Source organism: Acidovorax sp. GW821-FHT10E04, from assembly GCF_059415185.1.
In genome coordinates, this window is sequence record NZ_JBWKMT010000009.1 from 80,840 (window position 1) to 101,644 (window position 20,805).

The window sequence follows — 20,805 nt, forward strand, 5'->3', positions numbered from 1 at the left end:
CTATCAAATTAATATCAAATCCGGTTGAGGCCTGCGAGCGCCCTGCTACCTCCCGGCCAGCAGCGCCCGCACGTTTTCATCCATGGGCACCGCATAGTTGTGCGCCGCCACCACGGTGTTGCCCACGGGGTTCACCAGCTTGAGGCTGATGTACACCACCGACGTGGACACCGCGTACGTGCCCACCACCACCGCCTGCGCGTCCTGGGCCTGGCTCACCTCGCGCACCTCGCGCGACAGCAGCAGCTCGCCCTGGTCGCGCTGCAGCAGCAGGTTCTCGCGCAGTTTCACCTCGGTCACCTTCAGGCCCCGGTGCACCATGCGGCCCGCGATCTGCTCGGAGAAGATGCGGCCCAGCCGCGACGATTCGGTGAGCCGGTCCACACTGACCAGCGTGGCCACCAGCACGGGCTGGTTGGCGTCCAGCGGTGCGGTCTGCAGCAGCGCATCGGTGGCGCGTTCATTCAGCTCGATGAGGTTGCTGCGCGATACTCCGCCCGCCCGGTCGCCGTAGTAGTAGCTGTGCATGGGGTTGGTAGTCTCGCAGCCTTGCAGGCCCGCCAGCGCAAAAGCGGCGGCCGCCCACCAGCTGGCTGCGCGTGCGCCCCGGGGAGCTTGTTGCGACGTCCACAGCCCCTTCATGGCGCCACCACCCGCCAGGTCTTGACGGGCGTCATCGGTGCAGGCGCGGGCGGCCGCTCGGGCTGATACAGCACCGCGTCGGCCCCCTCGATGTAGTACAGATCGGCCGTGCCGGCCAGGTACCTGTCGCGCGATTTGAGCGTGGATGTGATCAGCACCTCGGTGCGCGTGGGTCCGCCTGCGGCGGCGCCCTGGGTGTAGAGCTGGGCCATGTCCAGCGCCACCCCGGCCCCCACGCCCAAGGCCGTGGCCACACCCGGCAACAGGGTGCGGTCGGAATAGTGCACCGCCCAGTCGCGCCACACGCCCACGCCAGTGCCGATGATGGTGCCGGCCATGGGCACGGGCAGGCCGCGCGGCGAGCCAGACCCGTGCTGCACCAGTTGCGTCTGCACCTCCAGCTCCACCGCCGTGGGCACCGTGGACACCGCCACGCCCCGGTTCAGCAGGTGCACCTTGAGCAACTTGAGAAAGCTCTGGTTGAAACTGGAGTTGTCCGCCACCGTGACGTACAGCGGGTATTCGCCCTCGGGCCAGGATGCGATCTTTTCGGCCACGCGCCCGGCCACATCGCCCGCCAGCACATCCCAGTGGTGCACGGCACGGGCTTTCTTCTGGCCGGTGGCGGGGTAGTTGTCGGCACGCGGCACGTCCAGCGTGCCGCAGCCGACCAGCAGCGCTGCGCACAGCAAGGCTGCTGCGGCGGCCGGAATGCGGTGAAGGAAGGATGGCATGTGGGCCATGGTACTGGCGCCCGCCTGCTGCAATCGGCGCAACAAGGCCGTTTTTCCCGGTCAAAGCGGCCGTTTCAGCCCTTGGAGCCGCCCGCACGAACCTTCACAATCAGCCCATTCATACCAACACTCCGTCACGACCATGCTCACCACAACCCGCACCCACCGCCTCGCGTCCTTGATGGCCCTCACTGCGGCTCTGGCGGGCTGCGGCGGCGCCACGGACAAGGACAACAACACGGCCGCCCCGCCGCCGCCCGCGAGCGCGCCCGTCACGCTGCATTTCGTGCAGCCCGCCGAGAACGTGCTCGAACCCGGCGCATCCGAGCCGCTGGCGGCCGACGTTACCGTCAACGGCGGCGCAGCCCCCAACGGCACGGTGGTCACCTTTACTGTCAGCCCCTCCGCAGCCGCCACCTTCTCCCCCGTGGCGCCCACCACCGTGGCCAGCGTGGCCAGCACCACGCTCACCGTGAGCAGCCTGCCGCCCAGCGCCACCTTCCAGGTCAGCGCCACGGCCACCAGCAGCGCCAACACGGCGGGCGACAGCCTCACGTACTACGTGCGCCCCACCCACAAAAACCTGCAGGTGCTGGTGCCCGCGTATTTCAGCGCCAGCGGCACCTCGTCGCCCTGGGCCACCCTCACCAGCGGCGCAGCCAGCTACCCGGACGTGCAGATCACCGCCGTGGCCAGCGCCAGCGACGGCGTGCTGACTGCGGACTCCGAGGTTGACGACGACCTGCTTACGGCCATCAAAGACTTCAAGGCCGTGGCGGGCACTACCAACAAAGTCGTCGCCTACGTGGCCACCTCGGGCAGCGGCGGGTCGCGCTCGGTGGCCGACGTGAAGGCCACCATCGACAACTACATCCGCCTCTACCCCGACCAGCTCGACGGCTTCTTCCTGGACGGCATGGCCACCGACAGCGCACGGCTGGCGTACTTTCAGGACGTCTACAACTACGCCAAGGCCCGGGCCTCGGGCATGAGCAAAGGCGCCACGCCGCCCAACGCGCCCACCGTGATCGGCAACCCAGGCACCTACCCCGTAGCGGCCTATGCGGGTGTGGCCGACACGTTGGTCACCTACGCAGGCAATGCCGCCGCCTACCAGGCCACAGACCCCCAGCCCGCCAGCACCTGGGTCTACGCCAAGGACAACACCGCCCAGGCCATGCTGGTTCACACCGCCAGCACCTGCACCGACATGCAGGCCGCCGTGAAGCACGCCCACCGGCCCCGCCTGAACACCGGCATGGTCTATGCCACCAACCTGGCCATCGGCGCCTCGTGGTCGTCACTGCCCACCTACTGGCAGCAACTGCTGGGCACGGTGGATGCACTCAACAAGAAGCGCCCGCTGCCGCTGTGCTGATGCCACCGGGCAGGGCGCCGAACCCTGCCACACAGGCACCGCTGGCGGGTCGCCGGGCAAACCACCTGCCAGAGCGTGCGAACCGCAGCATCCCGCCGCCGACACGCTGCATGTCAGCCCGACCTACAACCCAGCAGGCCCGAGTCCCATCACAATCCGCGCATGATGACCGAGCCCACCCCTGCATCCCCACCCGCACCCGCTGCCGAGCCGCCACAGCCAGACAGCCCCGCCGCTGACGCAGCCCCGACCTTGCCCCCCCACGCGCCTGCGGCGGAAGGCCCCGCACCAGTCGTCCAAGCGGCCGAAGCGGCCCCACCCGCCAAAGCCAAGTCAACCCAAGACAGCCCCCCACCGCCTGCGCAGCTGCCAAGCGGCGCGCCCGCAGCCACCGCACCCCTCACCGGCCCGCTCATGCTCCACATGCCCGTGGACGTGCGCAACCTCTCGCTCGCGCTGCTGGCCCTGTTTGCCGGCGTGGCGCTGCTGCACTGGGCCAGCGCCGTGTTCATCCCCATCATGCTCAGCCTGCTGCTCACCACGGCGCTGCGGCCCGCCGTCGAGCTCCTGCGGCGCTGCCACGTGCCGCGCTGGCTGGGCGCGGGCGTGCTGCTCATCGCCATCGTCTTCGGGCTGGCGAGCGCCGCCTGGTCGCTGAGCGACGGGGCCGCGCAGCTCGTCGACTCGCTGCCCGTGGCCGCCAAGAAGGTGCGCGACAGCATCAAGGCGCGCGCAGGCACCAGCAGCCCGCTCGACACCGTGCAGAAGGCCGCCACGCAGATCGAGCAGGCCGCCAACGAAAACAGCGCCGCCAGCCCCACCCGGCGGGGCGTGCAGCGCGTGGTGGTGGAGCGCCCTCCGTTCAACATCCGCGACTACCTGTGGAGCGGCACCATGGGGCTGATGTCGGCCCTGGGCCAGCTCACCGTGGTGGTCTTCCTCACCTTCTTCGCGCTGGCCTCCGGCAACCTGTTTCGCAACAAGCTGCTGCGCATCGCGGGCACCAGCCTGGAACGGCGCAAGGTCACCATCCACGTGCTGGAAGACATCACCAACCAGATCCAGCGCTACCTGCTGGTGCAGGTGCTCACCAGCGCCCTGGTGGGCGTGGCCACGGGCCTGGCCTACTGGGCCCTGGGCCTGGAGAACGCGGCCGTGTGGGGCGTGGTGGCCGGGGTGCTCAACCTCGCGCCCTACATCGGCTCGGCCCTGGTCACCGGCGCATCGGCCCTGGTGGCCTTCCTGCAGTTCGGCACCCTGGACATGGCGCTGGCCATCGGCGGCGCGTCGCTGGTCATCCATACCCTGGTGGGCAACCTGCTCACGCCCTGGCTCACCAGCCGCACCAGCAGCATGAGCCCCGTGGCCGTGTTCGTCAGCGTGCTGGCCTGGGGCTGGCTGTGGGGCCTGTGGGGCCTGCTGCTGGGCATCCCGGTGATGATGGCCGTCAAGGCGGTGTGCGACCGGGTGGAGGATCTGAAGGCGGTGGGGGAGTTGCTGGGGGACTGAGGTCCAGGCGCTGCTGCACGAACGCGGGAAGCTCGTCTGCAGGCACCGCCCGGCCGAAATACCAGCCCTGCACCTCCAGGTCCATGGTCCGGGGCAGCCGTTGCAGCTGCTCGGCGGTCTCGACCCCTTCCACCACGATGCCGCAGCCCAGCCCCTGGCAGAAGTTGAGCAGGCCTTCCAGCACCCGCCCTCCCTGCGCCTGCGCGCTGGCGAGCACGAAGCTGCGGTCGATCTTGATCGTATCGACCTCGAAGGCATGCAGGTAGCTCAGGGATGAGTAGCCGGTGCCAAAGTCGTCGATGGAGACCTTCGCGCCCACAGCGTGCACACGGGCGATGGCGTTGCGCATTCCGAAGACATCCGCGGCCAGGGCATCCTCGGTCAGCTCGATGCTGATGCAGCCGGCCGCTGGCGCGATCAGGTCCACCAGACGGATGCAGTGCTCCTGCGACATGAGCGTGGGGCCCGTGATGTTGATGGAAATGGGCAGCTCGAAGCCCGCGTTGCGCCAGCGCCGGTACTGCCGCAGCGCCGCAGCCGCCACCCACAGGTCCACGTCCTTCATCAGGCCCGCCTCGGACAGCCAGGCCAGGAACGCCCCGGGGGGCTGGACGCGGCCCCGGGAATCGCGGGCCCGCAGCAAGGCCTCGCAGCCCGTGCACCGGCCGGTGCGCAGCGACACCTGGGGCTGGTACTCCAGGAAGAATTCGTAGTCCCCCATGCGGCGCACCTGGGCCAGCAGTTCCTCGCGGCGTGCCTGGCCTTGTTGTGCGACCACCACGGGATCGCGCGCATAGAGGCTTCCCTCCTCCTGCAGGCGGGTGAAGGTGGTGTCCAGCCCGGGCAAGTGCACGGTGGTTTCGTTGTGGCGCTCCAGCGAGCGCACCGCAGGCCCATACAGGCAGGCGCCGAGCAGCACCAGCGCCAGCTGCAGGGCCACCGCGCCCCAGTCGCCCTGGGTGCTGACATAGGCATTGAAGACGACCGGCGCATTGAGCGGCATGGGCATGCTGGCCACGGACACCCAGCCCGCCTGCACGGCCGCCAGCGCCAGACAGGCATTGAGGGCGGGCACGGCCAGGAACGGCAGCAGCATCCGCAGGTTCAGGATCAGCGGGATGCCGAAGAGCAGCAGCTCGTTCACGTTCAGCAGCGCCATCGGCAGGCTCGCCAGCGCGAGCAGGCGCAGGCCGGGGCTGCGGGCGCGCCACAGCACGGCCAGCACCAGCGACAAGGTTCCGCCCGAGCCGCCGATGAAGGCAAATGCCCCCAGCAGGCCCGCGTTCAGGGGATGCTGCGGCACCTGATCGGCCAGCAGGGCCAGGGCGTTCCAGCCCACGGCCTGGTCCAGGGACTGGAACAGCGGCTGCAGCGCGTGGTAGCCGTGGATGCCAAAAAACCACAGCAGCGAATTCAGGCCCGTGAGCAATACGGCGTTGAGATAGGACTGATCGGGGTTGGCCACATCGATGGGCAGGCGCCAGTGCACCAGCCCCTCCCACTGCTGCAGCAAGGCCAGAACGACCACCAGCAGCGCGGTGGTGGCGATGCCGGGAACCACCATGTTCATGGCGTCCTCCACGTTCTCGCTGACCTGGGCCATGCGCGCGACCCGCAGCCCGCGCACCCGCATCAGCCAGGCCATCAGCGGCACGGTGACAAGCGGGGCGGCAATCGCGATGAACAGCACCAGCGTGGCCGCCGCCCGCGGATGGCCGCGCAGCAGGTAGGCGGCGAGCGCGGCATGGACGAAGCACAGAAAGGCCACCGGCAAGCGTGGCAACCGGTGGCGGATGGCCAGCATGTAGCCGATGGAGGCGGTGATCAGCAGCGGCAGGATGCGGCTGATCTCCCCGTGCAGGTCCGCCAGCAAGTCGGCCACGGAGGCCGGCAGGCCCAGCATGCGCGCCAGCACCGACAGCACCAGCAGGACGGCCGACACCATCAGGCACGGCAGGACCCAGAGCAGCCCTTCGCGAATGGCACGCATCGCGTCGGCCCTCGCCACGGCCTCCAGCCGCCGGGACAGCAACAGCCGCCAGAACGCAAGATCAATGCCCAAGCCATGCCTCCCACCCTGAAGCGACCGCGAGGATGCCGCCTGGAGCCTGCCCGGCAGCCTCCAGATTCCCCGCACCCGTCCGAAGAGGCGGCCGGCGATCTGCCCGCGTGTCCTCTCCCCCCTGGGCCCATGCTATCGGGCCTGCCCGCATCTTGCAAAGGGCGCCACCGCCCCCCAGGGAAGCCGACGACCTCAGCCCGTGTTGCGCAGCCCCGCAGCGATCCCGTTGATCGAGATGTGAATCCCCGTCTGCACCCGCTCATCCCCCTGCCCCGCGCGCCAGCGGCGCACCAGTTCCACCTGCAGGTGGTGCAGCGGGTCGATGTACGGAAAGCGGTGCTTGATGGAGCGGGCCAGCGCCGCGTTGTGCGTGAGGCGCTGCTTGTCGCCCGTGATGCGCGTGAGCGCCTCGGCCGTGCGGTGCCATTCGGCCTCGATGCTGGTGAACACCTTCTTGCGCAGGCGCGCGTCTGTCACGAGTTCGCTGTAGCGCGAGGCCAGCGCCAGGTCGCTCTTGGCCAGCACCATGTCCATGTTGGACAGCAGCGTGCGGAAAAACGGCCACTGGCGGTACATCTTCTGCAGCAGGGCCAGCTGGGTCTTGGGGTCCTTGCCTTCCAGGTTCACGAACGCATCGACCGCCGAGCCAAAGCCGTACCAGCCGGGCAGCGTCAAACGGCACTGGCCCCAACTGAAGCCCCAGGGGATGGCGCGCAGGTCTTCGATCTTCTGGCTGGCCTTGCGGCTGGCGGGGCGCGAGCCGATGTTCAGTTCGGCGATCTCGCGGATCGGCGTGGAGTTGAAGAAGTATTCGGTGAAGCCCGGGGTGTCGTACACCAGCGCGCGGTAGCTGCCCATGCTGGCCAGCGAGAGCTGCGCGGCGGCGTCCAAGAACGCCTTGGTGGCGGGCTTGGTGGGCTGCAGCAGCGTGGCTTCGAGCGTGGCGGCCACCAGGGTTTCCAGGTTGCGTCGGCCGATCTCGGGGTTGGCATATTTGGAGGCGATGACTTCGCCCTGCTCGGTGAGGCGGATCTGGCCGCGCACGGTGCCGGGGGGTTGCGCCAGGATGGCCTGGTAGCTGGGGCCGCCGCCCCGGCCCACGGTGCCGCCCCGGCCGTGGAACATGCGCAGTTGGATGCCGTGGCTGGTGGCGAGTTCGTCGAAGAGTTCGACGAGGGCGATCTCGGCGCGGTACAGCTCCCAGTTGCTGGTGAAGATGCCGCCGTCCTTGTTGCTGTCGCTGTAGCCCAGCATGATGTCCTGCTCGCCGCCGCTGCGCTGCACCAGGGCTGCCACGCCGGGCAGTGCATAGAACTCGCGCATGATGGGCGCGGCATTGCGCAGGTCTTCGATGGTCTCGAACAGGGGCACCACGATGAGGTGGTTCTTGGACTCGGCATCCAGGGTGCCGCTCATCAGGCCCACTTCCTTTTGCAGCAGCAGCACTTCGAGCAGGTCGCTCACCGTTTCGGTGTGGCTGATGATGTAGTGGCGGATGGCCTCGTGGCCGAAGCGCTCGCGCATCACGCGGGCGGTTTCAAAGATGGCCAGCTCGCCCTGGGCATGGGCCGAATACTGGGCCCCCACCACGCGCAGCGGGCGGGCGTCGTTGAGCAGCTTGATGAGCAATGCGCGCTTGGCGGCTTCCTGCAAGCCTGCGTAGTGAGGCTCGATGCGGGCCGTGGCCAGCAGCTCGGCCACCACTTCTTCATGTTTGTCGGAGCTTTGGCGCAAATCCACCGTGGCGAGGTGGAAGCCGAACACCTGCACGGCGCGGATCAGCGGGTGCAGGCGCTCTGCGGCCAGGGCTTCGCCGTGGTGCGACTTCAATGACGCTTCGATCACACGCAGGTCGGCCAGGAATTCGTCTGCGCTGCCGTAGGCGTTTTGCGGGGCCACGGCGTGGCGTGCGGCCTCGCCACCGGTCAAGTCCTTCAGCGACGCTGCGAGGCGCGCATAAATGCCGGTGAGGGCGCGGCGGTAGGGCTCGTCCACGCGGTGTTCGTTGGTGTCGGGCGAGCGCTGGGCCAGGGCCTCCATCTCGGCGGACACCTGCACCAGGCGCGCCGACAGCGACAGCTCGCCGCCCAGGTAGTGCACCTCGGTCAGGTAGTGGCGCAGGGCCACCTCGGCCTGGCGGCCCAGGGCGTAGCGCAGGGTTTGCGCCGTCACGTTGGGGTTGCCGTCGCGGTCGCCGCCAATCCACTGGCCCATGCGCAGAAAGCTGTGCACGGGGTACTGGCCCAGTTCGTTTTCCAGGTCGGCGTAGATCTTGGGGATCTCGCGCAGGAAGGTGGCTTCGTAATACGACAGCGCGTTTTCGATCTCGTCGGCCACGGTCAGCTTGCTGTAGCGCAGCAGGCGTGTTTGCCACAGCTGGGCCACCCGGGCACGCAGCAGGGCTTCGTTGGCGGCCAGCTCGCGGGGGGTGAGTGCGTCCTTGGCGCTGTTGTAGAGCTGGGCGCGCACCTGGATGTCGTCGCGCGTGGCCAGCAGCTGGGCGATGTCGCGCTCGGCATCCAGAATGCTCTTGCGCTGCACTTCGGTGGGGTGGGCGGTGAGCACGGGGGCCACGTAGCTGCCCGCCAACGTCTGTGAAATCGTCTTGGGCGCAATGCCGGCCCAGCGCAGGCGCGACAGGGCGACTTCGATGCTGCCCTCTTGCGTGTCGCCCGCGCGCTCGTGCACGGCCCGGCGGCGGATGTGGTGGCGGTCTTCGGCCAGGTTGGCCAGGTGGCTGAAGTAGGTAAACGCGCGGATCACGCTCACGGTCTGGTCGCCCGACAGGGACTTGAGCAGCTTCTTCAATGCGCGGTCGGCCTCCTGGTCGGCATCGCGCCGGAAGGCCACGGAGAGCTTGCGCACCTGCTCCACCAGCTCATACGCGGCCACGCCCTCCTGGTCCCGGATCACGTCGCCCAGAATGCGGCCGAGCAGGCGGATGTCGTCAATCAGGGGCTGGTCCTTGTCGGATCGTTTCATGGTGCGTGGGTCTCCGGAGGTGGGTAGGTGACCTGGCGCCGCCTGCCCCCGCGTCCCCCGGGGCGCACCGGCCCCAGTGCGGGCGCATGCTAGCATCGCCCGCCCCTGAATGATTACAAACAGGTTACGAACTTGAGCCTCGCCCATTCCCCCCTTTCCATCGTCATTGCCACCCGAGAGAGCCGCCTGGCACTCTGGCAGGCCGAGCATGTGCAGGCCCTTTTGCGCGCACGCGGCCACCAGGTGGAGCTGCTGGGCATGACGACCAAGGGCGACCAGATCCTGGACCGATCGCTCAGCAAGGTGGGCGGCAAGGGCCTGTTTGTGAAAGAGCTGGAAGTGGCGCTGGAAGAAGGCCGCGCGCACATTGCGGTGCATTCGCTCAAGGATGTGCCCATGGAGCTGCCCGAGGGTTTTGCACTGGCCTGCGTGATGGAGCGCGAAGACCCGCGCGATGCGTTTGTCTCGCCCCGCTACGAAAACCTCGACGCCCTGCCCCAGGGTGCGGTGGTGGGCACCTCCAGCCTGCGCCGCCAGGTGCTGCTGCAGGCCCTGCGGCCCGACCTGAAGATCGAGCCGCTGCGCGGCAACCTCGACACCCGCCTGCGCAAGCTGGACGAAGGCCAGTACGACGCCATCGTGCTGGCGGCGGCAGGCCTGAAACGCCTAGGGCTCGAATCCCGCATCCGCTCTGCGTTTGCGCCCACGGCCATGCTGCCGGCGGCGGGCCAGGGCGCCTTGGGCATTGAGGTGCGCAGCGACCGACAAGACCTGATCGACGCGTTGGCGCCACTTGCGCACCAGCCCACCTGGCTGACCGTGGCCGCCGAACGCGCCGTGAGCCGCGCCATGGGCGGCAGCTGCTCGATGCCGCTGGCGGCGCATGGCACGTTCACCGACGGCGTGCTGCAGCTCGACGCCGCCTGGGGCGACGTGGACACACAGGCCCCGCTGGTGCACGCAGCGGCCAGCGCCGCCGTCACCACGCTGGCACAGGCCGAGGCGCTGGGCGACGCGATTGCGCAGCGCCTGCGTGCCGGTGGCGCGCGGGGCGCCGAACCCCTGAATTGATCGGCCAAGCCATGCCCCGGGTGATCGTCACGCGGCCCGCCCGCGAGGCTGCACACTGGGTAGAGCTGCTGGGCGCGCGCGGTGTGGATGCCGTGGCCCTGCCGCTCATCGCCATCGGCCCCTGCCGTGATGCGGTGGCAGAGCAAGCACTCACCTTGGCGCATGCCCGGCTTTCACAGTACCGGGCGCTGATGTTTGTCAGCGGCAATGCGGTGGTCCATTTTTTTGAGCCAAATAAGGCCCCAGCGCTTGATGGACAAGCGCTGGAAACTATAAAAACAAGAGCATGGGCACCTGGCCCCGGTACAGCGCGTGCGCTGGAGCAGGCCGGTGTGCCGCCTGGCTGCATCGATGGCCCGGCGCCGGATGCCCCCCAGTTCGACTCGGAAGCGCTGTGGCAGCAGGTCTTTGCGCAGATCCGGCCCGGCGACTGCGTGCTGATCGTGCGCGGGAGATCCGACACGTCCCAGGGTGTGCATGAAAGCCAAGGCAACGGCCGCGACTGGCTGGCACGCCAGATCGAGGCGGCGGGCGGCACGGTGGAGTTTGTGGTGGTCTACCAACGCGGCGCACCGCATTTTTCGGCGCACGAGGTGGCGTTGGCGCAACAGGCGGCGCACGACGGCTCCATCTGGCTGCTGAGCAGCTCTGAAGCCGTGGCCCACCTGGCCGAAGCCCTGCCAGGCCAGCACTGGGGCGCCGCGCACGCGCTGGCCACCCACCCGCGCATCGCCGAAGCGGCCCGCGCAGCCGGATTTGGCACGGTGCGGGAATGCCGTCCGGCGCTGGAAGACGTGGTGGCCTCGATAGAATCGGCCGCATGAGCTCCGCGCCCCCCAACGAACTGCCGCCCGCACCACCCGCAGCGCCAACGGCGGCCCCCGCAGCCCCCAGCCGGGGCGGTGCGGTCACGCTGCTGCTGGGCGCGGTGGCAGCGGCAGCGCTGGTAAGCAGCGGCCTGCTGTGGCAAAAGCTCAGCTCCATCCAGGAACAACTGGCCCGGCAGTCTGCGGACTCGGGCGCGCAGGCCATCGAGGCCCGCACCATGGCGCGCCAGGCCGAAGAACTGGTGCGCGAGACGGCCGCCCGCCTGTCGGTGGCCGAAGCGCGGGTGAGCGAAGTGGCACTGCAGCGCAGCCAGCTCGAAGAACTCATGCAAAGCCTTTCGCGCTCGCGCGATGAAAACCTGGTGGTGGACATCGAATCCGCCATTCGCCTGGCCCAGCAGCAGGCACAGCTCACCGGCAGCCTGGAGCCTTTGGTGGCCGCCCTCAAAAGCGCCAACCAGCGCATCGAACGCGCCGCCCAGCCCCGTCTGGCACCCGTGCAGCGCGCCATTGGGCGTGACCTGGATCGCCTGACTCGCGCCACCGTCACCGACACCGCCGGCCTGCTGGGCCGCCTGGACGACCTGGTGCGCCAGGTGGACGAGCTGCCCGTGCTGAACGCCGTGGCCCAGGCCGCCGCCACCCGCCGCCTGGCCGCAACACCCGCCCCAGAAGGCACCACGCCACCCAACCAGGGCAACCTGGCCTGGTGGCAGGCCGCCCTGCAGCGCAGCTGGGAGGTGGTGCGCGATGAGGCCCGGGGCCTGGTGCGCGTGAGCCGCATCGACCAGCCCGAGGCGATCCTGCTGGCACCCGAGCAGACCTTCTTCCTGCGCGAAAACCTCAAGCTCAAGCTGCTCAACGCCCGCCTGGGTGTGCTGGCGCGCCAGTTTGAATCGGCCCGCGCCGACCTGGCGGCCGCCACGGTGGCGCTGAACAAATACTTCGACCCGGCCTCGCGCCGCACGCAGAACGCGGCCAGTACGCTGCAAACCGCCCAGGCCAGCATGAAGGCGGCCGAGCAGCCGCGCCTGGACGAAACGCTCTCTGCGCTGGCTACCGCTGCTGCTGGACGCTGACGACATGCGCGCAGCACTCTGGCTTTTGGCATTGTTTGGCGTGGCCGTGGCGGCCGCGCTGTTTGCGGGCAACAACCAGGGCACCGTCACCCTGTATTGGCCGCCCTACCGCATCGACCTGTCGCTGAACATGGTGGTGCTGTTGCTGGTGGGCGGCTTTGTCACCGTCTACGCGGCGCTGCGCGCGCTCGCCGCCCTGCTGGAACTGCCCCACCAGGCCCGCCGCTGGCGCGTGCAGCAAAAGGAGCGCACCATGCACGCGGCCTTGCTGGATGCCCTGACCCACATGCTGGGCGGCCGCTTCATCCGCTCGCGCAAGGCGGCGGTGGCCGCGCTGTCGCAGGAACATGCGCTGGGCGCCGCCGGCGAGGCCGTGCCCCACGGCCGCCAGCTGCGCGCCCTGGCCCACATGATTGCCGCCGAGGCATCGCACGCCCTGCAAGACAGCGCCACGCGCGAAAGCCATCTGCAGGACGCCTTGCAGGAGGCGCCGCTGCGCGGCAGCGTGAATGAGCAGGAAATGCGCGAGGGCGCCCAGATGCGGGCCGCCCGCTGGTCGCTGGACGACCGCGATGCCAGCGCCGCGCTCGACCGCCTTGCGGCCCTGCCGCAGGGTGCTGCAAGGCGCACGCTGTCGCTGCGCATCAGGCTCAAGGCCACGCGCCTGGCACGCCAGACGCAGGATGCGCTGGACACCGCGCGCTTGCTGGGCAAGCACCGTGCGTTCTCGCCCGCAGCGGCCCAGAGCATCGTGCGGGGCCTGGCCATCGAACTCATCAACAGCGCGCACGACACCGCACAGCTGCAGCAGACCTGGATGTCGCTGGAGTCGTCCGAGCGCAGCATGCCCGAGCTGGCCATCCACGCCGCGCAGCGGCTGGCCGCCCTGGGCGGTGATGCCACGCAGGTGCGCGCCTGGCTGCTGCCCGTGTGGGACCGCATGGTGGACCTGCCCGACGCGCTGGCCGAACACCATGCGCTGAAGCTGGTCCGCGCGCTGGAGGCGGGGCTGGATGCGCTCGACGCCCCCTGGCTGGCCCGCATCGAATCAGCCCAGCAGGCCAACCCGCGCGACGCCCGCCTGCAGTACCTGGCGGGCATGGCCTGCCTCAAGCGCCAGCTGTGGGGCAAGGCCCAGCAGCTGCTCACCCAGGCGGCGCAGCAGCTCGCCGACACCAGCCTGCGGGCGAGCGCCTGGCGCCATCTGGCGGAACTGGCCGAAAAGCGCGGGGACGAGGCCGCTGCCGCCGAGGCCTGGAAGAAGGCCGCGCTCGGCCAGTAAGCGCCCCGGCCTCTCCCTTTTCTCAAGGCAGGCCGCCGCACCGCGCCGTGCGCGCTTGCGGTAACCGCCACCACGCGCCCCGCCGCGGTTTCAGTCCCTCGGCATGCACCCTGATGGGGCATTCCCCATGCCCAGGGCCCTCCCCCGCCCCGGGCCATGCACAAGCCGCACAGCATTGGGGAACTTTGAGCGCTCAGGCCCTCTCAATTCATTTTTTTTGAATTGAAGCATCAATCTGCCTGAAACCGAATGCGGTGACGGCTTTCTACACTGCCCCATTGCTTGACGAATGTCAGCCTTGGCCGAGAGGCGCTCGCCCGGCGCCTCCACCTGACCACCCGCTTTGCTTTTTGCTCCCAGATGACTGCCCCTGCCACCACCGCCCCCCCGGCCGCCGCAACGCCCCGCCGCTACACGCGCACCGCCATGCTTTTGCACTGGGTGCTGGGCCTGGCGCTGATCGGCCTGTTTGGCGTGGGCATCTACATGACGGGCCTGCCGTTCTCGCCGCAGCGGCTCAAGCTCTACAACTGGCACAAGTGGGCGGGTGTCACCCTCCTCGTGCTGTCGGTGCTGCGCCTGCTGTGGCGCGCCACGCACCGCCCCCCCGCACTGCCGCCGGCGATCGAGCAGGCCATGCCGGGCTGGCAGAAGCTGGCGCACCACGCCACGCACGGGCTGCTCTATGCGCTGTTCTTCGCCGTGCCGCTGATCGGCTGGGCCTACAGCTCGGCCGCCGGTTTCCCCATCGTGTTCCTGGGCCTGTGGCAGCTGCCCGACTTCGTGCCCGTGAGCAAGGAGCTGGCCGAGGCCATCAAGCCCTGGCACCAGTACACCGCATTTGCAATGGCGGGCCTCGTGGTGCTGCACATCGCGGGCGCGCTCAAGCACCAGATCGTGGACCGCGACGGCCTGCTCGCCCGCATGCTGCCTGGTGGATGAGGCGGGCCCCGAGCCGCTTCGCGCCGTCTCCCTCTCCGGCGGGGAGGGGAACGCACCCGCAGGCCCGGCAGAGCCGGCTCCACGGCTGCACTGGCGGATGCGCGCCCCTGACATACACCAGCCGACCGCCCCACCTTCTCTTTTCTGTCTTTTGAACGGAGTTTTCGAATGAATCTGTCTTCTTCTTCCACCCTGTCCCACATCGTGCTGGGCGCCGCCCTGGCCGTGGGCGCCCAGGCCGCCCTGGCCCAGCAACAACTGGTGCCCGCCCAAAGCGAAGTGCAGTTCACCGCCCGCCAGATGGGCGTGCCGCTGGACGGCCATTTCAAGAAGTTCAGCGCCCAGGTGGCGTTCGACCCGGCCAAGCCGGCCACCAGCAAGATCGCGTTCACGGTCGATACCGGCAGCGCCACGCTCGGATCGCGCGAGACCGATGCCGAGCTGCCCAAGCCCACGTGGTTCAACGTGGGGAAGTTCCCGCAGGCGCAGTTCGAATCCACCGCCATCAAGGCGCTGGGTGGCGGCAAGTTCGAGGTGGCGGGCAAGCTCACCATCAAGGGCACGGCGCAGAACGTGGTGGTGCCCGTCACGCTGACCCAAAGCGGGGCCAGCACCACCGCCACAGGCACGCTGCCCATCAAGCGCCTGGCGTTCAAGATCGGTGAGAACGAGTGGGCCGACACCTCGATGGTGGCCGACGACGTGACCGTGAAATTCAAGCTCGCGCTCACCGGCGTGGGCAAGATTTGAATGAAGCTCCCCCGGAGTCGCTTCGCGCCTTCCCCTCTCTCGCATTGCTACGCAACGCGGGAGAGGGACGCTCCCGGCGCAGCGAGGCGGCCCTTGTGCGGGAGCGCTGGCTTGAACGTGCCCGATCCCCGCGTCGCACGGCATTGAATCGCTGATTTCTTTCCTTTTTTCCTTCCTTTTCTTTCCACCACTGCTCCAGGAGTATTTACCCATGCGCAAGTCCCTGTTCTCCCTGCTCGCCGTGGCCGCTGCCACCGCAATGACCGCCGGCGCCGCGCAGGCCGCCAACTACGCCATCGACCCCACGCACACCTTCGTGACATTCGAGATCGGCCACTTCGGCACGACCACGAACCGCGCCCGCTTCGACAAGAAGCAAGGCACCGTGGAGTTCGACCGCGCGGCCAAGTCCGGCAAGGTGGACATCACCATCGACACCACCTCGGTGAACTCGGGCACGCCCCCGTTCGACAAGCACCTGCAAAGCGCCGACCTGTTCGATGCCGCCAAGCACCCCACCATCAAGTTCGTGTCCGACAAGTTCAGCTTCAACGGCGACAAGGTCAGCGAAGTGGCCGGCCAGCTCACGCTGCTGGGCAAGACCGCGCCCGTCACGCTCAAGGCCACGCAGTTCAACTGCTATGACAGCCCCATGCTCAAGCGCGAAGTGTGCGGTGGCGACTTCGAGGCCACGATCGACCGCACCCAGTGGGGCATGAACTACGGCGTGGAGTGGGGCTTCCCCAAGAACGTGCGCCTGGTGGTGCAGATCGAAGCCGTGAAGCAGTAATCCAGCCACGCTGGCCACGCGCCAGCGCGCAGGGCGGCGTCCACGCCGTGCCCACAGGCCACCCGCCGCGCCCGCGCAGCGGGTGGCTTTTTCCTTGGCGCGGCCCCACCAGGCCCCCTTCCGCGTCAGGCAGCGTCCAGCGAGGCGTCCAGGTCCCAGCCCTGCGGCCGCCAGGCCCACACCACGTCCGGCCGCAGCGCGCGCAGGAAGGCGGTGTCGTGCGACACCACGGCCAGCGCGCCCGTGAAGGCCGCCAGCGCGGCCTGCAAGGCGTCCACGGCATCCACATCCAGGTGGTTCGTGGGCTCGTCGAGCAGCAGCATCTGCGCGGGCTCGCACGACCACAGGGCGCAGGCCAGCGCGGCCTTGATGCGCTCGCCGCCACTGAGCACACCGGCCCGGCGATGCACCTTGTCCGCATCCAGCCCGAGTTGTGCCAGGTGCGTGCGCAGCGCGGCTTCGGGCAGCGGCGAGCCCAGTGCCCGCAGCCGATCCAGCACGCTGCATTGCGGGGGCAGCGCGGCGGTGTTGTGCTGATCCAGCCAGGCGGCCCGCACGCCGCGCCGCACACCGCCTCCAGGCACGCCATCCGGCGCCGCGACCAGCCGCAGCAGGCTGCTCTTGCCACACCCATTGGGCCCGGTGATCGCTATGCGCACGGGGCCACTCCACACGCCGTTCAGCGCAGGCAAGCCCGGTGGGGCATGCGGCACCTGCACCTGCTCGAACGCCAGCACCTGCCTGCCCGCCGGCACGGCGCTTTGCGGCAGCACCAGCGCCGCGGCTGCCTGCGCGGGCACGCGCAGGGCAGCCTCGCGCACGGCCTCGTTCAGCCGCTGGCGCTCTTGCTGCTGCCGCTCGTGCTCGCGGCCGGCGTGGGCCTGTGCGCTGTTCTTCCGGCGGTCGAGCAGGATGGACGCCTGGTTGGTGGTGCGCCCCTCCGCGCGCCCGCGTGCCGCGCGGCGCTGCTGGGCGTCATGCTCGCGCTGCAGCGCCCGCAGGCCCTGCTCGCGCTCGGTGCGCGCGTGGTCCAGCGCGGCCTGGGCGGCGGCGGCCTCGGCCTGGCGCTGGGCCTGGTACAGCCCCCAGTGGCCGCCATAGCGCTGCAGCCCGGCGGGCGACAGCTCCACGATGCTGCCCACCGCGCCCAGCAATTCGCGGTCGTGGCTGGCCACCAGCACGCCGCCCCGCCACTGCGCCAGCGATTCCATCAGCCATCGCCGGCCCGCGCGGTCAAGGTGGTTGGTGGGCTCATCGAGCACCAGCAGCTCGGCATCGGACAGGAAAGCCCCCGCCAGCGCCACGCGCATGCGCTCGCCCCCGCTGAGCCGCTGCGCGGCGTGTGCCGGCGGCAGGTGGCCCAGCCCCAGGGCGTGCAGCGCCTGCCGCCAGCGCGCGGGCAGGTCCCACCGCCCATCGGCCACGAGCAGGTCATCGGGCGTGCCTTCGCCCGCCTCCAGCCGCGCCAGGGCGCCCAGCGCTGGCCCCAGCCCTGCGACGTCAGCCACCGTGGCACCGGGCGCAGCAGCCACCTCCTGCGCCACCACATGCAGCGAAGGATCGCCCAGCACGGCGCCGCTGGCGGGCTGCAGCGCGCGCGCCGCGAGCCGCAGGAAGACGCTCTTGCCGCAGCCGTTGGCACCCACGATGCCCGTCACGCCCGGGCCCAGGGACACCGTCAGCGGACGGCCCCACAGGGCCTGGCCGCCAGGCGGGCTCCAGCCAACCCCGGCGAACTGCAGCACGGCCTGGCCCGCGCCGGGCGCCGCATTGCCCTGCCTGGCAGGGGCCTGCGATGAAGGAGCAGAAGAAGATGATGATGGGAAATCAGCAGCCGAGGCTGCGGCAGCGCTGCGGCTGCCATGGGCGGATTCGCCCCGTGAAGGTGTCGCCATGCAAAAGCACTCCAAACAAGACATGCAACCACCTGGCCCGCAAAGGGCGGCAGGGGAACGGCTTGAAGAGGCTCAAAGGCGCATGGGAGTAATACCTCGGCACGAATGGGTGTGACTGCGGAATGTACCGCAAATCACCCACATAAAAATTAACTTAACGTAAATCAATTACGAATAGTAGAATTGCAGCCATCCATTTGAGGAGACACCGCATGAATGCCGCCCCGACGCCCGATCTGGCAACCCTGCCCGCGCCTGCCGCCATCCAGCAGCTGCACCACTACGCCTACAAGGCCCGCGACGCGGAAGAGACGCGCCACTTCTACGAAGACATCCTGGGCCTGCCGCTCTACCACATCATCCAGAGCGACTACGTGCCCAGCACGGGCGAGTACTGCCCCTACACGCACTTCTTCTTCCGCCTGCGGGACGGCTCGTTCATCGCCTTCTTCGACCTGGGCGACGACGTGAAGGCCGAGCCCTCGCCCAACACGCCGCTGTGGGTCAACCACATCGCCTTCCGCGTGAACACGGTCGAGGAACTGGAGAACACCAAGAAGCGCCTGGAAGCCCATGGCATCGATGTGCTGGGCGTGACCGACCACCACATCTTCCACAGCATCTACTTCTTCGATCCCAACGGCATCCGCCTGGAGCTGTCGGCCCAGCTGGCCAACGAGGAGCAGATGGCCAAGGACAGCACCGTGGCCCATGCGCGGCTCAACGAGTGGACGGCCCGCAAGGAGCAGTGGCGCAAGGAGCGCGCCGAGGGCAAGGTGGCCGCTCCGCTCAAGCCCCAGCAGAACGACCGGCCCGAGTACGTGCGCGGCTGAAGCGCAGGCCCAGGCCGCAGCGTGGCGCCGTGCGGCGCCCATATCAATAAAAAACGGCCGCAGCGCTTGATATTCAAGCGCTGATAGCTATACAAACTATAGCAAGCACTTTGCCATCGCTAAGCGCGAAGCGCCACGGCGCGCCGCCGTCAGCCGCCCTGCTGCTGCGCCCGCATCACCTGGTGGCGTTGCCAGTAGTGGCCCACCGTGGCGTTGAACGGGTCTTTCTCCTTCTTCAGGCCGGCCAATTTGATCTTGCTGGTTTTGGCACCCAGGCCCAGGGCGTTCTTCTCGGGGTGGGTCACGATCAACGCGTTCCCAAAGCTGCTCTCCTTGTATTCGAGCGCCTTCACCGCATCCCAGAACACGGTGGTCCCGTCCGCACTCGTGCGGATGCCCTCGATGCTGACCTCCACCGTGTGGCCCCCCTTGAGCGCAAACACCACGGGGGGGAAGTACCGCAGCACCAGTGCGCGCTCTTCATCGGTGGCGGGTTCGTAGCGGTAGGCCAGGCTGCGTTCGTGGTCTTGTGCGAACTGCTGCTCGTAGTCGCTCCACAGGCGCTGCTCGATCGCATCGGCCGTCACGATCTCCTGCACCCAGGTCGCCGAGGGCGTACGCACGGCGATGGCGGCGTAGTCCCGCTCCTTGAGCGCCATGCCCACGTTGCGCAGGCGCTCGGGCATGGCCGGGTGCGAGTCGAAGGGGTGCGGCACGTTGGCCGTCTTCATGGCGTCCAGAAAATCGCCAGAGGCTGCATAGGGTGCCAGCCCCTGGGCCACGAAGCGGGCAATGCCCAGCGTGGTGTCGTCGTGCCGCTCATTGCGGCCAAAGAGTTCGGCCTCGATCTTGTAGCGGTACTGGGCATAGGCCGCGATCTTGACCAGCGACTGCGCGATCGCCGCTGGCGACGTGAGCTTGGCGGCCACGCGGTCGGCCTTGAACTCGCGCTCGCGGCTGTCGCGCGCCAGAGCGATCTCGAAGATGGTGCGGTACAGGTCCAGCAGGGGCGAAGCCATCGCCGTGAGCCCTCCGGTGCGCATGGCGTGCCGGTAGTGGTCGTACTGCACGAGCTTGGGGCCCAGCCGGGCGCTGCTGTGGGTGTCGCCGCCGCGCAGGTGGGCCAGTTCGTGGCCGAACACGGCATCGGCCTCGGCCTGGTCCAGGATGCGCAGCAGCGGCAGGCTCACGAACAGCGTGCGGCCCGTGAGCGTCTGTCGGCCCACCGTGAGCGGGGCCTCGGTCACGAAAAAATTGGCGTCGATGCCCGCCACGATGTGCCGGGGCGGATCGGTCTTGAGGCGCTGCGCCATGTGGCGGATGCGCTTCCACAGCAGGGGCGCATCGTCTTCGGACACCAGCTCGCCCACGGCCTGGTTGCTGGACTGCACGCGCTTGAAGATGCCCCTCACCGCCACCAGCACGCCCGCCAGCACCACAAAACCCACGAACAGCACCAGCTTGGGCGAATACTTGTGGAAGAAGAATGCAGTGACCCAGAATGACAGCCACACCGCCATCGCGCCCTGCACCAGCAGTGCCGCGGCGCTGGCAACGGTGGTCAGGCGCCAGCCCGTGACGAAACTCGTGTACTGCAGCGTGCGGTCGGCGAAGGCCAGGGCCCCCAGCCCCAGCACCGCCACCATCAGCACCGCGCCGGCCACCAGGGTCCAGAACGCCACCTTGCGGGCCATGTCGAACTGCCAGACATCCGAGAAGCGTTCGCACAGGGCTTCGCGGTAGTCCTGCGCCTCGGGGTCGGCGCTGCCGCAGATGGTGGATGGCGGGTTGCTGCGGTAGTAGTCCTTGCGGGCCTGCTTTTCGGCGGGCGCCATGCCCTTTTCAGCGTCGATGCGCTGGCCGATACCGGCCACGAAGCGGGCGTCCTGGTCGCGCTGTACATGACCGGCGAAGACATAGGTCACCGCCGGGATGAGAAAAAGCGCCAGCAGCGCATAGGCGAAGACCTTGGCAAGGCCCACACGGAGTGCGGATTGAAGATTCATGGAGGGGACCGATTGGTTGTATG

The 20,805-nt window shown here is 68.8% G+C and carries 16 protein-coding genes; 10 read left to right on the forward strand and 6 right to left on the reverse strand.

Annotation, left to right across the window (positions count from 1 at the left end):
• Positions 1 to 45: 45 nt before the first annotated feature.
• Together AC07OC_RS24550 and AC07OC_RS24555 are read right to left on the reverse strand one after the other, a co-directional pair.
• A complete protein-coding gene (locus AC07OC_RS24550; protein WP_304505111.1) occupies positions 46 to 642 on the reverse strand; it encodes a FlgO family outer membrane protein in 597 nt (198 codons plus the stop codon).
• Positions 639 to 1,376, reverse strand: a complete 738-nt coding sequence (locus tag AC07OC_RS24555; RefSeq protein WP_228899943.1) for a hypothetical protein — start codon at positions 1,374 to 1,376, stop codon at positions 639 to 641. Before AC07OC_RS24555 ends, AC07OC_RS24550 begins: the two co-directional genes overlap by 4 nt.
• Positions 1,377 to 1,518: 142 nt before the next feature.
• On the opposite strand from AC07OC_RS24555, the gene AC07OC_RS24560 reads away from it, so the two are divergent.
• Positions 1,519 to 2,754, forward strand: a complete 1,236-nt coding sequence (locus AC07OC_RS24560) for a spherulation-specific family 4 protein (RefSeq protein ID WP_218341677.1) — start codon at positions 1,519 to 1,521, stop codon at positions 2,752 to 2,754.
• Positions 2,755 to 2,916: 162 nt separating this feature from the next.
• A complete protein-coding gene (locus AC07OC_RS24565; RefSeq protein ID WP_255591827.1) occupies positions 2,917 to 4,263 on the forward strand; it encodes an AI-2E family transporter in 1,347 nt (448 codons plus the stop codon).
• On the opposite strand, the gene AC07OC_RS24570 is transcribed toward AC07OC_RS24565, so the two are convergent.
• Both AC07OC_RS24570 and ppc read right to left on the reverse strand, forming a co-directional pair.
• Positions 4,202 to 6,253 (reverse strand): EAL domain-containing protein, encoded by a 2,052-nt coding sequence (locus AC07OC_RS24570; protein WP_492255363.1) that lies wholly within the window; start codon positions 6,251 to 6,253, stop codon positions 4,202 to 4,204. The two genes, AC07OC_RS24565 and AC07OC_RS24570, sit on opposite strands and share 62 nt — an antisense overlap.
• A gap of 264 nt (positions 6,254 to 6,517) precedes the next feature.
• Positions 6,518 to 9,307, reverse strand: coding sequence for a phosphoenolpyruvate carboxylase (ppc, locus tag AC07OC_RS24575; protein ID WP_218341678.1), 2,790 nt, complete (start codon positions 9,305 to 9,307; stop codon positions 6,518 to 6,520).
• A gap of 132 nt (positions 9,308 to 9,439) precedes the next feature.
• On the opposite strand from ppc, the gene hemC reads away from it, so the two are divergent.
• From hemC to AC07OC_RS24610, 7 genes are all read left to right on the forward strand, one after another.
• Complete coding sequence (gene hemC, locus AC07OC_RS24580; protein WP_494602463.1) at positions 9,440 to 10,378, forward strand: hydroxymethylbilane synthase; 939 nt, start codon at positions 9,440 to 9,442, stop codon at positions 10,376 to 10,378.
• A gap of 11 nt (positions 10,379 to 10,389) precedes the next feature.
• Positions 10,390 to 11,202, forward strand: coding sequence for a uroporphyrinogen-III synthase (locus tag AC07OC_RS24585; RefSeq protein WP_218341679.1), 813 nt, complete (start codon positions 10,390 to 10,392; stop codon positions 11,200 to 11,202).
• Entirely contained in the window at positions 11,199 to 12,284 is a 1,086-nt protein-coding gene (locus AC07OC_RS24590; RefSeq protein WP_218341680.1) for a uroporphyrinogen-III C-methyltransferase, read from the forward strand. Before AC07OC_RS24585 ends, AC07OC_RS24590 begins: the two co-directional genes overlap by 4 nt.
• 4 nt (positions 12,285 to 12,288) lie before the next feature.
• Positions 12,289 to 13,566 carry a heme biosynthesis HemY N-terminal domain-containing protein gene (locus AC07OC_RS24595; RefSeq protein ID WP_218341681.1) on the forward strand — a complete coding sequence of 426 codons (1,278 nt, stop codon included), beginning with the start codon at positions 12,289 to 12,291 and terminating at the stop codon, positions 13,564 to 13,566.
• 360 nt (positions 13,567 to 13,926) lie between these two features.
• A complete protein-coding gene (locus tag AC07OC_RS24600; protein ID WP_218341682.1) occupies positions 13,927 to 14,508 on the forward strand; it encodes a cytochrome b in 582 nt (193 codons plus the stop codon).
• A 174-nt stretch (positions 14,509 to 14,682) separates the two neighbouring features.
• Positions 14,683 to 15,258, forward strand: coding sequence for a YceI family protein (locus AC07OC_RS24605; RefSeq protein WP_218294427.1), 576 nt, complete (start codon positions 14,683 to 14,685; stop codon positions 15,256 to 15,258).
• A gap of 211 nt (positions 15,259 to 15,469) precedes the next feature.
• Positions 15,470 to 16,048 carry a YceI family protein gene (locus AC07OC_RS24610; protein WP_218293746.1) on the forward strand — a complete coding sequence of 193 codons (579 nt, stop codon included), beginning with the start codon at positions 15,470 to 15,472 and terminating at the stop codon, positions 16,046 to 16,048.
• 125 nt (positions 16,049 to 16,173) lie between these two features.
• On the opposite strand, the gene AC07OC_RS24615 is transcribed toward AC07OC_RS24610, so the two are convergent.
• The gene (locus tag AC07OC_RS24615; protein ID WP_218341683.1) at positions 16,174 to 17,943 is read right to left on the reverse strand and encodes an ABC-F family ATP-binding cassette domain-containing protein; all 1,770 of its coding nucleotides are present in this window, start codon (positions 17,941 to 17,943) and stop codon (positions 16,174 to 16,176) included.
• 212 nt (positions 17,944 to 18,155) lie between these two features.
• Here AC07OC_RS24615 and AC07OC_RS24620 point away from each other — a divergent pair, with 212 nt between their 5' ends.
• Positions 18,156 to 18,776: a VOC family protein gene (locus AC07OC_RS24620; RefSeq protein WP_218341684.1), complete on the forward strand. Its 621-nt coding sequence runs from the start codon at positions 18,156 to 18,158 to the stop codon at positions 18,774 to 18,776.
• Between the two features lie 149 nt (positions 18,777 to 18,925).
• Here AC07OC_RS24620 and AC07OC_RS24625 read toward each other — a convergent pair whose 3' ends face one another.
• Positions 18,926 to 20,782 carry a M48 family metallopeptidase gene (locus tag AC07OC_RS24625; RefSeq protein ID WP_492808423.1) on the reverse strand — a complete coding sequence of 619 codons (1,857 nt, stop codon included), beginning with the start codon at positions 20,780 to 20,782 and terminating at the stop codon, positions 18,926 to 18,928.
• Positions 20,783 to 20,805 lie beyond the last annotated feature (23 nt).